Here is a 12,942-nt window from a genome sequence, read left to right on the forward strand (position 1 = left end):
AGTCGAAGACTGAATGAAGGCTGCTCCCGAAAAGGCTTACCCTGGTGGTCGGTACAATGGCAGAACTTAGGATAGGTTGGCGATCGCTAAATCCACCAGCGCCGACAGTCGCTCGCGGTCCTCGACCGCGATGCCTTGCATGGCTTGTTCGCGAACCTCGACCGCGATCGGCGGCAAAATATCTTTTAAGTCTCTACCCGCGTCGGTAAGCCAGATGCGCCAGACACGGCGGTCTTGCTGATCGCGCTCTCGCCGAATTAAGCCACGGCTCTCCATGCGATCAAGCACACCCGTAAGCGTGCCACCCACCTGCTGTAACTTATCGCCAATGCTGGAGATGGCTAAGCCGTCTTCTTCCCACAGACAGCACAGCACGACCCAATGAAAAATCGTTAGTCCAAACGGGTCCAGCCGCTCTTGGAAGTTGCGTGCTAGTAGCTGCGACAGCAGCTTAATCCGATAGCCCATCCCGTGGGGCGCAAGAACCGTCTGCCATCCCGTTGCGATGTCAAGTCCGGTTGTGCGAGTAGCCATTTGGCGTTACCTCAATTACTTAGCACGCTTAGTATTTTTAGAATAGCTCGATCGAACGATCGTTTCAAGTACAAATCGGGACGGTTATCTCGCTCTGTCAAGGCGAACTACAGAAGCATTTTCTACAATTCCGTGCAAGCGCCTCATCTCAGACTAAGCGATCCCGTTCCTAAAGCAAAAATCGCGGTGGGGTCAGCCAAAACAAAGAGCTATTGCCGACCGGAGAGCCGCCCTCCGGCAGCGTTAGCCCCATGATGCCTGCCTTCTTAAATCTCAAGACGCCTTTCACTTCGCCCCACAGGAGCGTTTCTGCCCAAGCGCTTAAATCAGGTTCATGTCCCACCAGCGCGAGAGTTGTCTGACCGATCGCCCGCCAGTTCTGCAACCAGTCCAGCCAGTGGTCGATCGTGCCACCGTGTGCCAGAAAGTCGGCTTCTTCTAGCTTGCCCGCCAGTCCCACATCCATGAGAATCTCTGCGGTTTGCCGCGCCCGCACCAGTGGACTCGTCAGCATCCAGTCAAATCGCACATCCAGTTCTCGCAGCCGCTTTGCCACCTGCCGCGTTTTTTTCTTTCCCTCGTCTGTGAGTGGTCGCTCGTCGTCGTTGGGATAGGTGCCGTGCTCTCCGGCTAAGCCGTGCCGAACCAAATACAAATCCACAGATGCCATCTCGGAGTGTTTCGTTACGAGTAGAACAGACTTCTAATAAATTCGGAATTCGGAATTCGCAATTCTAAATTGCAGAAGCTCGATTCCGTCTAGATTTCATTGCTTTGATCTGTAGCTGAAATTTAGAGAACTGGTATAAGGATACCGCAGTGGGGCGATCGTGCCTGAACTCCCTGTGCGATGCTATTCTGGCTGTTTTAATCGGGCAGGCGAGACGCCTAACAATCAGGGGCGATCGCTCTTGGCAGCGATCGCCCTAGCAAACCTGTGGCAGTCTAGGCTTTCAACCAGCGAGCCGCATCTTTGGCGTGGTAGGTCAGGATGAGATCTGCGCCTGCCCGTTTGAAGCTGGTCAGCGTCTCCATTACCACGCGTTCCTCATCGATCCAGCCATTCAGCGCTGCCGCTTTGACCATTGAATACTCACCCGATACGTTGTACGCCGCCACGGGTAGATTCGAGGCTTCTTTGACGCGCCAGATGATATCCATATAGGACAGCGCAGGCTTCACCATCAGCATGTCTGCGCCTTCTGCAATGTCGAGGTCAATTTCCTTAAGTGCCTCGCGGGCATTGCCGGGATCCATCTGGTAGGTGCGCCGATCGCCAAACTGCGGTGCCGATTCTGCTGCATCACGAAACGGACCGTAATACGCCGAGGCATATTTCGCTGCGTAGGACATAATCGGCGTGTCTTGGAATCCAGCCGCGTCGAGTCCTTCCCGAATCGCCTGCACAAAGCCGTCCATCATCCCAGAGGGCGCGATAATGTCGGCTCCAGCATTTGCTTGCGAAACAGCGGTTTTCTTCAGCAGTTCTAGTGTTGGATCGTTTAGGACTCGTCCGCTTAGATCGCCCACTTCTAGGTAGCCACAGTGTCCGTGCGAGGTGTATTCGCACAGGCAGGTGTCTGCAATCACGATTAAGTCGGGCACCGCTTTTTTGACGGCTGTAGCTGCTTTTTGCACAATACCGCAGTCGTGCCATGCACCCGTGGCGTCGGTGTCTTTCTCCGTGGGAATGCCAAACAGAATAATCGACGGAATACCGAGGTCGTAAACCTGTTTTGCCTCTTCGACAATTTTGTCGATCGACAACTGAAACACGCCGGGCATCGATCGAACTTCTTTAGCGATTGCGTCACCCGGAACCGCAAACAAGGGATAAATCAAATCATTCGTGGTCAATACAGTTTCACGCACCATCCGACGAAGCTGGGGATGGCTGCGAAGGCGACGAGGGCGATGAGTTGGAAACATAGGGCGTGATCAAGCAAGATCTGAAGGGGAATTTCTTTGCGAAGACACAGTGAAAAACTGTTTCGATTCTTTAAAAGTCTAAACCGTAGCCCGGTAGGGCTACGTTACGTTCTGTTGCAAATATCAGGCAGTTAGACATTATATATATGTGCCTGTTTCAATGCTGCGGCATGGAATCTGTGGAGGAGCTTGATGTGCTCTCCCACACCAACGAGTTCAACGATGGCTGTGCGGAGATGGCTGTGCGGAGTAGAATACGATCGCTCCGTGCGACGACCACAGTTGTTTTGCCACAATTATTTGTTACAGCTATAAAATCTTCCTACACTTGAACAGCTAAATAACAGCTAAATATGGCTGAATTCGGTTGTCGCCTAAAATCCTCAGCATGAGGCATGAGGATATGCGACGGAGGGAGCTAAAGCACTCGTTCAAGAAGAATTTACAGAATGCGGACGCGATCGGATCTTTGCGTACGCACGAGTAGAGAACAACGCATCAATTCGAGTGATGGAAAAAGTAGAATTGCAGCTTGAGGAATATTTCAACTGAGGCAACTGTTCAAGGAACTGAATATCTATCAGTAAGCTATGCTCGCTTGAAGCGAAAGTGGCAGGAAGCTGAATCTGTGCACAACTTACAGCCACCCAAGCAGCAGGCAGGATAGTGCCAAGACGAAATGCAGATTCGCTGTAGGCAGTGCAGGCGGGTGGACTGATAAGCTAAAAGCTAACAGCTAACGGCTAAACATGGACCTACTACGATCGCTGCCTCTGGGACTTTACTTAGAACAACCGATTACCTGGTTGCATCGGCTTGATCCCGGCGTAAAGCTGGCATGGCTGCTGACATTTTTAGCGACGCCGCTACTGGCAAATCCGTTCTGGCGCGTTTTGCTAGTCGGACTGCTGATCGGCATTACCCTAACGGCGATGATTCCGCTGCGGGTGTGGCAGCAGCAGATGGGCTGGCTGCTAACACTGACCGTAATGGTGTTTGCATTGACGACTGTGCTTCCCGATGGGCTGCGGACAAGGCACCAGCCTCGCCTGCCCGCCGACGAGCTTTCCTTTGCTCAACAGCCAGCCACGTTGCCGCAGCAGCCCCCACAACCGTCGTGGTTCAACCCGTTCACGTGGCAGCCGCGATCGTCCTCCTCGCCAACTGTTGGGCAAGGGCAAGTGGCACCGCTCCCTCAGCCAACTGACTACCGCTATGTTCTGGTGGATCAGGGACCCATTCGGATCACGCAGCGATCGCTCGATGTAGCTCTTCGCTTCAGTACGCTGCTGTTCACCTTGATCTACAGCACTAATCTATTTCTGCTGACCACGGCTCCCGAAGAAATAACCGCCGCGATCGAAACTTGGATGGGACCGCTGCGTCGTTTCAATATTCCTGTAACCGAAATTGCCCTAACGCTGACGCTATCGCTGCGGTTTATTCCCTTAGTGCTGGAAGAAATTCAGAACTTGATGCGATCGGTGCGGACTCGCGCAATCAACTGGCAAAAGCTGGGAATGCGACGAAGCGCTCAAATTTGGCTAATTGTGGCAGAGCGGCTGTTGGAGAACTTGCTGCTGCGAGCAGAACAAATTGCCAGCGCCATGAAAGTGCGGGGGTTCACGAGTCCCGATCGTCATCGCGTTCAATGGTATCAATTCCGGTTTAAAGTAAAAGACTGGTTCGCCCTAGTGTGTTTAGTTGGATTTTGGATGGCGCGATTCATGTGGGGAAATGATGTTTCATTGTGATTAACAATGAAGGAGTTCTCAACATAGCGTTCTCTTCAAACTAATCACTTAAGCTAGGGATTTTTAATCCAAAAATGACAGCATGAATGCGTTACGGTGTAACATTCTGAACGTCCGCTCACTGCAACCTAGATGAGCAGCGAAACTTACCTAAATCACCCAAGCTTTGGCATGCTGTTTCGGGTGTGTCTAATCGATGAAAACCGAGAACTATTCACAACCCTGTATGCTCAGCGCTTGTTTTTTCTAGTGACGACAGGGCGGGAGGGGCTTGAATTTGAGCCGATCGGTCGAGCAGACGCCCGCATCCTAGTCGAGAACCGTCTACGCAGCCTGCGCCGTCTGGGACAGCCCGTTGACTACCACCAGCTTCAGGCGATCTATAAACAAACATTTCAATGACAGCCTTTTCTCGTCTCGGCGGTACAATTGCAGGGCGCATTCGCCAGATTCGTGAAACCTTACCTCCCACGGTCCGGCTAATTGCTGTTACCAAGCAAGTGTCGATCGCGGCGATGCGGGAAGCGTACGAAGCGGGAATACGAGATTTTGGTGAGAGCCGCATTCAAGAAGCAGAAACTAAACAGGCGCAGCTGCACGATCTGTCAGACATTACTTGGCACTTGATTGGGCATCTGCAAACAAACAAAGCACAGCGAGCACTCGAACAGTTTCAATGGATTCATTCAGTAGACAGCTTAAAATTAGCGCAACGGCTCGATCGTTTGGCCGTTGGGCTGTCCCACAAACCCCAGATTTGTTTACAAGTCAAGTTTCTACCTGATCCAACAAAATACGGTTGGACTGTAGAGGAATTAATCACTGATTTACCCCAGTTGGACCAGTGTGAGAATTTAAGCATTCAAGGCTTAATGACAATTCCACCCGCAGGCTTGAGCGAAACAGAATTGCGCGCGTTATTTGAGCAGGCACGATTGCTCACTCAAGCGATCCAGCAGGAGCAGTCCTGCTCCCGTCTAGCGTTGAATGAGCTGTCGATGGGTATGTCGGGCGACTATCGCACTGCTGTTGAGGCAGGCGCAACGATGGTGCGCCTTGGGCGGATTCTGTTCGGCGATCGAGCGACTTAGCACATTTAGTGCCGCAGAAAGCCCAAATAGAATACCCTTAATTTTCTGCTTCGATTCTTTAGAGATAATTAAATTGTTGCTAAAGATGGGAATTGGGCTAAGATTAGGCTCATATTTGGGACCACGATCAAGCTTTCCCTTGCCTATCAGGAGTTTCAGCTAATTGTCCGGACTTCTGACTAAAAAAACTCGAATGGCGTGTTCAATTCAAGAATCTAGATGTATACTAATCTCTCAATTCTGCAAAACTAGGCAGAACGCCCGAGGGTAATAACTTCCACAAGCCACATAGGTCTTGATTTGACTTCTAGTTAAGCAGTTATTAAGTTTCGTTCGGTTTTAGTGGTGCAGACTGGATCGAGAGTTATCCTTGCCTGTCGTCTGGTCTGGGGCGTAACCCTTTCATTAACCCTGATTGTGATGGAGCGTGAACAGTGAACAATATCTTCACCAAGCTACGGGACTTTGTAGGCTTTAATGAGCCAATGGATTACGAGTACGAATACGACGAGATGGATGGAGACGACTATCAAAATCTCTATCAGCAAGAAAACCCTCAGCCGATGCCCGAAGAAGACAATCGGACTCGTCGGCGGCTACGCGATCGGGCAATTGGTAACACTGAAATGGGGGTAAATCCAGCCATGAATAACGTCATTGGAATGCCGGGAGCAGTCAACGGATTCTCAGAAGTAGTCGTGATGGAGCCGCGCTCATTTGAGGAAATGCCTCAAGTGATCCAAGCCCTGCGGGAGCGCAAATCGGTCGTGCTAAATCTGACGATTATGGACCCCGACCAAGCACAGCGAGCGGTAGATTTTGTGGCGGGTGGAACCTACGCGATCGACGGACATCAAGAGCGTATTGGCGAAAGTATTTTCCTGTTTACGCCGAACTGTGTTCAGGTCAGCACACAGTCGGGTATGGTTCACGAAGTGCCTCAGCCGCAAGTCCGCGCACCCCGTCAGGGTGCTCCGGCTCCCGCATGGACGAACGAGCAAATGCGGATGGCGCAGTAGCTGTTAGTCATTAGGGATTAGTTATTAGCGCCTCGGTTGACTAATAACTAATAGCTAATTATTTGAACAAATAATGTCTACTCAATTCAGCATTATTGGTGGCGGGGTAATGGGAGAAGCTCTCATATCCCGCCTTGTTGCTCAGGGAATATTTTCGCCTCACGATGTTTTGGTCAGTGAGCCGCAAGCGGAGCGGCGATCGTTTCTTGCAGACCGCTATGGTATTCAAGTGACCGAAGACAATCGCGCCGCACTCGATACAACTGTTTTAATGCTGGCAGTGAAGCCCCAGGTGTTTGCGGCAGTAACCGCTGCTCTTGGTGTGGACGCGGCACGATCGCAGCCGCTTGTACTCTCAATTCTGGCAGGCACGCCGCTCAGTAAACTAGAAGCCGCATTTCCAGGTTTTCCAGTCATTCGAGCAATGCCCAACACGCCCGCGACGGTTGGTGCAGGCGTGACGGCGATCTCGCCGGGTCAACAAGCGCAGGCGCACCATGTCGAACAGGCGCGCCAAATTTTTGCAGCGGTTGGTGAGGTAGTTGAGGTTCCTGAATCGCAGCTGGATGCGGTGACAGCACTATCGGGATCAGGTCCGGGCTATGTTGCAATCCTGATAGAAGCGCTCACGGATGGCGGCGTCGCAGCGGGGTTGCCCAGAACGATCGCGGCAACGCTGGCGCTGCAAACGGTGCTGGGAACGGCACAGCTGCTACAGGAATCGGGGATGCATCCCGCAGAATTGAAGGATCGCGTCACTAGTCCGGGCGGAACCACAATCGCAGGGATCGCACAGCTTGAGCGATCGGGATTTCGATCGGCGCTGATTGAAGCGGTTCAAGCGGCGTATCGGAGATCGCAAGAACTAGGACGCTAGAGTAGAGACATATAGGTTTCGGTAATCGGTGCAGCTACCCTCACTCCTGCGGCTGAGATGCCTTTGCAGGAGGCAGTCACAGTTATCGCTTCGTTCCGTCCCTACACTTTAACGAGTCATGGATCTTTCTTATTTGGCGGTGCAACTGATTGTTGCGATCGTCTGTGCGGGCATTGCCAATATTCTGATCCCGCGTCGAATTCCAGGCGGGTCTTTAGGGCTGATTGTAACGGGATTAGTCGGAGTCTGGCTGGGTGAGGAAGTGTTTAAGTTCCTCCGAAGGCAGTACGAGTTAGAGTATCCAATCCTGCGCTGGAGCGTGCAGAATGTCTCGATCGTTCCATCCATTATTGGAGCGGTAGTCGTGATTTATCTCGTCACCACGTTTCTCCGGTGGACCACCTATCGTCGGTAGGGTCTAGAAGCGCGATTTGACGCGCTTCTAGACTCGCAAATGCGCTATTCGATCGCGCCAACAGCTTTGCTGACTTCAGCGGGGGTTTCGTACTCGTCATCCGGTAGCTGCTCCAGCACAGACAGCGCATTTTCGTCTGCGCCGTTATCTTTTGCGTGCTCAATCAGATCGTCCTTAGAAGCAGGATAGTTCATCCCTTTGAGGTGCTTCTGTAGCTGAATTGGATTGATAGTTGCCATGTGAGTGTCCTACCTGCAAATTCTGTTCTCCAGCATCGTAAAGTTGGTGCTGCAACAGAACCTCATGCTGAAGTTCGAGCTTGCGATTGCCTCTAGTTACTCCCCCAGATGGACGATCCGTTGAGTGAGTGGAACACCGACACCCTACAATACAGGACATGCAACAGCGCTATCCGGTTGAAATTCCCGCCTGTGCGTGGAGCCGTCCCATTGGGTTGGGATGGCAGAATCCATACACGGTCCGCTACGCCAGCAATCTCGATGATGGTCCCTGGCACGGAATGCCGTTGGGTGGTTTTGGGGCAGGGTGCGTCGGACGATCGCCGCGCGGGGACTTTAATCTTTGGCACATTGACGGCGGGGAGCACGTGTTTCGATCTCTGCCTGCCTGTCAGTTCAGCGTGTTTGAGCAGGTGGGAGATCAGGCTCAGGCTTATGGAATGTGTACGGAGGCTCCAGAGGATGGGAGTTTAGGGGCGTGGGCGTGGTATCCAAGTGGAGCAGGGGCGGAAGAGAACGCAACGGGCACTTACCACGCGCTGTTTCCTCGGAGCTGGTGTGTTTACGAGAATGTGTTTCAGGCGGGGCTGACGTGTGAGCAGTTTTCGCCCATTGTCGCCAACAATTACCAGGAGACTAGCTATCCGGTAGCAGTGTTTCAGTGGACGGCGCACAATCCGACCGATCGACCGATTACGCTTAGCATTTTACTGACCTGGCAGAATTTGGTGGGCTGGTTCACCAACGCGCTGCGATCGCCCGATGTACAACTGCGCGACGATGGCAGTCCGGTCTACGAGTATCAGCCGAAGTGGGGACAGAGCGAGGGAAATCGCAATTGCCTGATTGGTGATGAGCAGCGAATTGGACTGGTGCTAGAGAGACGCAGCGGCACAGAGGCAAACGGTAGCTCCTCTGATCCCACAGAGGGCGACGGTCAATGGTCGATCGCCACGTTCACGAATCCAATTCTCTCAGAGGTGTTCTACCACACGCGCTGGAATCCAATCGGCGACGGCTCAGACATCTGGGAGAGCTTTGCAGCGGATGGATCGCTGCCAAATGTGGACGATGAGGCACCTGCGGTAGACGGAGAGCAGGTAGCAGGGGCGATCGCCGTGCGCTTCACGCTGCGACCCGGACAGACGCGACAAATTCCGTTTGTGCTGGCGTGGGATTTTCCGGTCACGGAGTTTGCGGCAGGCGTAGAGTATTTTCGCCGCTACACCGACTTTTTTGGACGCACCGGAGAAAACGCGTGGACGATCGCTCGCACTGCGCTGAAACATTACCCTACCTGGCGCGAAAAAATTCAATCCTGGCAGCAGCCCATTCTGGAGCAAGACCTACCGGACTGGTTCAAAATGGCGCTGCTGAACGAGCTCTATAACCTGACGGATGGTGGAACGCTCTGGAGTGCCGCCGACGAGCGCGATCCCGTGGGTCAGTTCGCGGTGCTAGAGTGCATCGACTACCGCTGGTACGAAAGTCTGGATGTGCGGCTGTATGCATCGTTTGCGCTGCTAATGCTGTTTCCTCAACTGGAAAAAGCGGTGATTCGAGCCTTTGCCCGATCGATCCCCGCCAGCGACGAAACGCTCCGCGTGATTGGCTACTACTACACCTTGGGGTCCGAGAGCCAGAGTGCTATCCGCAAAGCCGCTGGCGCAACGCCGCACGATCTAGGCGCACCGAACGAGCACGTCTGGGAAAAAACCAACTACACCAGCTATCAGGACTGCAACCTGTGGAAAGATTTGCCCTGTGATTTTGTGCTGCAAGTCTATCGAGATTACCTGCTGACTGGCGCAAAGGATGTCGAATTTCTCGCCGAGTGCTGGGACGCGATCGTCCAAACCCTCACCTATTTAAAGACTTTCGATCACGACAACGACGGCATTCCCGAAAACTCTGGTGCTCCCGACCAAACCTTTGACGACTGGAAACTCCAGGGAGTTAGCGCCTACTGCGGCGGACTATGGATCGCAGCGCTAGAAGCGACGATCGCGATCGCACAGGCGCTAGGAAAAGATGAGGAGGCGTTTGTTCATCACTGTCAGGACTGGCTGAGACAATCTCGCTCCATTTACCAGGCAACACTTTGGAACGGGCAGTACTACCGGATCGATAGCGGCAGCGGCTCCAATGTGGTAATGGCAGACCAGCTTTGCGGACAGTTCTATGCGCGTCTCTTACAGCTTCCCGACATTGTGCCAGAGGACTGTGCAAAGACAGCCCTGCGATCGATTTACGACGCCTGCTTCGTCAAGTTCAACCAGTACTTAACGTCTGGCGCACTCAGCGGGCAAAATTTCACCTCTGTTCAAGAAGCCAGAGCCGCTGAGCAGCAGCCTCCCCTCGCCTCTGCCTCACTCCCTCACTCCCTCACTCCAACTCCTACTCCTTCGGAGAAGGCTTTGCCAACGAAGACGCTTCGCGTTTCTGAGATACCGAAGGCTTTACACTCCTCACTCCCGATCGGCGCTGCCAATGGCGTCCGTCCCGACGGTACCCCCGAAAACCCGAATTCCACTCACCCACTAGAAGTATGGACCGGGATCAACTTTGGCTTAGCGGCTTTTCTGCTACAACAGGGCATGCAGACCGAGGCGTTTGAAATCACTGAAGCAGTAGTGCGTCAAATTTACGAGAACGGTTTGCAGTTCCGCACGCCCGAAGCAATAACGGCAAACAACACCTTTCGCGCCAGTCATTACCTGCGTGCCACAGCCATTTGGGCGATCTACTGGGTCATGCAAAATCGCTATGCCATCTCCGCAGCAAATCGGACTTGGCGATAGAGTGCGGCGATCGGCAGCACCAAATCTACGCTTGCTAGCGTTATGGTGTCATCAACCTCGTAAGGATGTAGCACCCATAATCCCTCGGCGTTACGGCGGAAACACTCGACGCCGATCGCCTCAGATTGAATTAACACGTACTCTTGCAGAGTCTCCAGCTTGCGGTAGTGCGTAAACTTGCTGCCCCGATCGTAGGCTTCCGTTGAGGGTGACAGCACCTCTGCAATCAGACAGGGATACTGCACAACTTGGCTAGAGTCTTGATCCCGACGATCGCACGTCACTACCACATCTGGATAGTGATAAGGTCCCGCCGCCGATACCTGCACCTTGACGTCGGCAATATAGACCTCACAGCCTTTGCCTTGGAGGTGGCTATCCAGTGCACCCGCCAGATTGAGGGCAATGCGGTTGTGAGGCTTGCTGCCGCCTGTCATAGCAAAAATGTCGCCGTCAATGTACTCGTAGCGGATCTCCTGGCGAGGCTCCCACTCCAAATACTCTTCCGGCGTCATCTGGTAGTACTGATTTGCGCCCATTGCTCTAACCTCCACAAGCGCATCAAATTTACAGAACCCGTAGCGTGCTGGCAACACTGCTCACCGCTTCCATTGTGCGGATTTCACTCAGCGCCTCGTAGAAGTTGCCCTCGCGAACATCGTGCGTTACCACAACAATTTCTGCCGAGTCACCGCGCAAACCCGTTTGCACCACAGATTCTAGACTGACATCGTGATTGCCGAAGCAGGTGCCAAGTTTGCCAATGACACCCGGGTAGTCTTGCGTCAGAAAGCGGGCGTAGAACCGCGTTACAAGCTCATCTATTGAGGCGATCGTGCAATAATCCTGATGCGAGCAGGCAAGCAGCGGATCGAGCAGCGGGGTTCCGTCCGATCGCGTTGCGGCTCCCCGCCCAACCTTCAAAATTGCGGCAATGTTAAGAATGTCTGACACAACCGCACTGGCAGTCGGACCTGATCCTGCACCGGGACCAAAAAACATGACCTGACCGATCGGATCTCCCTCAATCAAAATGGCGTTGTAGACATCGTTAACGCTAGCGAGGGGGTGGGTTTTGGACACCAGCGTTGGGTGAACCCGGACTTGCAGGTGTGCAGGCGTAGCGCTGAAATCCCGCTTGGCGATCGCCAGCAGCTTGATCACAAATCCCAATTTTTCTGCATAGGCGATGTCTGCCGCGCTAATCTGTCGAATCCCTTCGCAGTGAACCTCCGGCAGCTTGATGCGTCCACCAAAGGCAAGGGATGCCAGAATAGCAATTTTGTCGGCGGCGTCCAACCCGTCTACATCGGCAGTGGGATCGGCTTCGGCGTAGCCTAACTGCTGAGCGTCTGCCAAAATCTCATCGAAGTCGCCGCCCTCGGTTTGCATCCGGGTCAGGATGTAGTTCGTGGTGCCGTTGACGATGCCCGTGACGGTATGAATGCGATTGCTGCACAGCGATTGCTTCAAGGGCTCAATCACAGGAATACCGCCGCCAACTGCCGCTTCTAGCAGCACGTACACGCCCGCGTTCTCGGCGGCGGTGAAGATCTCTGCACCGTAGCGGGCGATCGCCGCTTTATTCGCCGTTACCACATGCTTGCCGTGCTCAATCGCCTTCAACATGAGCGATCGTGCAGGTTCTAAGCCGCCAATCACTTCAACGACGATATCGACCGCAGGATCGGTGACGATTTCCTCTAGGTTCGTAGTCAGCAATTCTGGAGACAGCGACACCGATCGCGGCTTCTCCAGCGATTTGACGCCGACGCGGTAGAGTTCTATTTCCTGCAACAGGGGATGCCGCTGGGCAGGATCTTGCAAAATCTGGACGGTTCCGGTTCCAACGGTGCCTAACCCCAGCAAGCCAATTTTGAATCCCACAGGTCAATCCACTAAACAACAGTCGCTTCAATCATTGTAGGGGAGCGGGGCGATGGGAATGGGAGGTGGCTCAAGCTAAGAGTTCATCTACGGCGATGCTGAAGCCGGGAAGAATTTTTTGAGTGCTGGCGACTTCACCCGCAGCAATGATCGATCGCTGCGTCTGCGTTACAACAATGACCCAGCGAGCCTCCGGGAACACTAACCAAACTTCTTCGCCACCGGACTCCAGATATTCTTGAGCCTTCGAGATAACTTGCTCAGCAGGATCAGTCGAGGAAACAATTTCTGCGATTAAAGGAAAACTTTGAGGCAGCACATTGGGTTCACCAAACTGTGCGAGGAGTTCTGGAGTTAGGTAAGCGACATCAGGACTACGCCCTTGCTGATTTGTGC

The 12,942-nt window shown here is 53.3% G+C and carries 14 protein-coding genes; 7 read left to right on the forward strand and 7 right to left on the reverse strand.

Annotation, left to right across the window (positions count from 1 at the left end):
* Positions 1-66: 66 nt before the first annotated feature.
* From H6F43_RS19340 to hemB, 3 genes are all read right to left on the reverse strand, one after another.
* Positions 67-534, reverse strand: a complete 468-nt coding sequence (locus H6F43_RS19340; RefSeq protein ID WP_190344520.1) for a MarR family transcriptional regulator — start codon at positions 532-534, stop codon at positions 67-69.
* Between the two features lie 169 nt (positions 535-703).
* Positions 704-1,204 carry a phosphohistidine phosphatase SixA gene (sixA, locus tag H6F43_RS19345; RefSeq protein WP_190344522.1) on the reverse strand — a complete coding sequence of 167 codons (501 nt, stop codon included), beginning with the start codon at positions 1,202-1,204 and terminating at the stop codon, positions 704-706.
* A gap of 275 nt (positions 1,205-1,479) precedes the next feature.
* Positions 1,480-2,463 carry a porphobilinogen synthase gene (gene hemB, locus H6F43_RS19350; protein ID WP_190344524.1) on the reverse strand — a complete coding sequence of 328 codons (984 nt, stop codon included), beginning with the start codon at positions 2,461-2,463 and terminating at the stop codon, positions 1,480-1,482.
* 749 nt (positions 2,464-3,212) lie between these two features.
* Here hemB and H6F43_RS19360 point away from each other — a divergent pair.
* The 6 genes from H6F43_RS19360 to H6F43_RS19385 all read left to right on the forward strand — a co-directional run bounded on the left by H6F43_RS19360 (position 3,213) and on the right by H6F43_RS19385 (position 7,619).
* Complete coding sequence (locus H6F43_RS19360; protein ID WP_190344526.1) at positions 3,213-4,217, forward strand: CbiQ family ECF transporter T component; 1,005 nt, start codon at positions 3,213-3,215, stop codon at positions 4,215-4,217.
* A 132-nt stretch (positions 4,218-4,349) separates the two neighbouring features.
* A complete protein-coding gene (gene pipX, locus H6F43_RS19365; protein ID WP_190344528.1) occupies positions 4,350-4,619 on the forward strand; it encodes a transcriptional coactivator PipX in 270 nt (89 codons plus the stop codon).
* Positions 4,616-5,308, forward strand: coding sequence for a YggS family pyridoxal phosphate-dependent enzyme (locus tag H6F43_RS19370; RefSeq protein ID WP_190344530.1), 693 nt, complete (start codon positions 4,616-4,618; stop codon positions 5,306-5,308). The genes pipX and H6F43_RS19370 overlap by 4 nt, the downstream gene beginning before the upstream one ends.
* Before the next feature lie 434 nt (positions 5,309-5,742).
* On the forward strand, positions 5,743-6,327 hold the full coding sequence (locus H6F43_RS19375; RefSeq protein WP_190344532.1) for a cell division protein SepF: 585 nt from the start codon (positions 5,743-5,745) through the stop codon (positions 6,325-6,327).
* Between the two features lie 73 nt (positions 6,328-6,400).
* Complete coding sequence (gene proC / locus H6F43_RS19380) at positions 6,401-7,204, forward strand: pyrroline-5-carboxylate reductase (protein ID WP_190344534.1); 804 nt, start codon at positions 6,401-6,403, stop codon at positions 7,202-7,204.
* Positions 7,205-7,322: 118 nt separating this feature from the next.
* On the forward strand, positions 7,323-7,619 hold the full coding sequence (locus H6F43_RS19385; RefSeq protein ID WP_190344536.1) for a hypothetical protein: 297 nt from the start codon (positions 7,323-7,325) through the stop codon (positions 7,617-7,619).
* 44 nt (positions 7,620-7,663) lie between these two features.
* Here the strand turns inward: H6F43_RS19385 and H6F43_RS19390 are convergent, their stop codons facing one another.
* Positions 7,664-7,858 (reverse strand): DUF2795 domain-containing protein, encoded by a 195-nt coding sequence (locus H6F43_RS19390; RefSeq protein WP_190344538.1) that lies wholly within the window; start codon positions 7,856-7,858, stop codon positions 7,664-7,666.
* Between the two features lie 158 nt (positions 7,859-8,016).
* Between H6F43_RS19390 and H6F43_RS19395 the strand changes: the two genes are divergently transcribed.
* On the forward strand, positions 8,017-10,659 hold the full coding sequence (locus tag H6F43_RS19395) for a GH116 family glycosyl hydrolase (RefSeq protein ID WP_190344540.1): 2,643 nt from the start codon (positions 8,017-8,019) through the stop codon (positions 10,657-10,659).
* Here H6F43_RS19395 and H6F43_RS19400 read toward each other — a convergent pair.
* The 3 genes from H6F43_RS19400 to H6F43_RS19410 form a co-directional block, all read right to left on the reverse strand.
* The gene (locus H6F43_RS19400; RefSeq protein WP_190344542.1) at positions 10,623-11,198 is read right to left on the reverse strand and encodes a Uma2 family endonuclease; all 576 of its coding nucleotides are present in this window, start codon (positions 11,196-11,198) and stop codon (positions 10,623-10,625) included. The two genes, H6F43_RS19395 and H6F43_RS19400, sit on opposite strands and share 37 nt — an antisense overlap.
* A 28-nt stretch (positions 11,199-11,226) precedes the next feature.
* Positions 11,227-12,546: a homoserine dehydrogenase gene (locus H6F43_RS19405; protein WP_190344544.1), complete on the reverse strand. Its 1,320-nt coding sequence runs from the start codon at positions 12,544-12,546 to the stop codon at positions 11,227-11,229.
* 70 nt (positions 12,547-12,616) lie between these two features.
* Positions 12,617-12,942: Uma2 family endonuclease (locus tag H6F43_RS19410; RefSeq protein ID WP_190344546.1), on the reverse strand; the 326-nt coding region annotated here is incomplete at its 5' end.

Origin of the sequence: Leptolyngbya sp. FACHB-36, assembly GCF_014695955.1 — a bacterium.
Classification (GTDB): Bacteria; Cyanobacteriota; Cyanobacteriia; order Leptolyngbyales; family Leptolyngbyaceae; genus FACHB-36.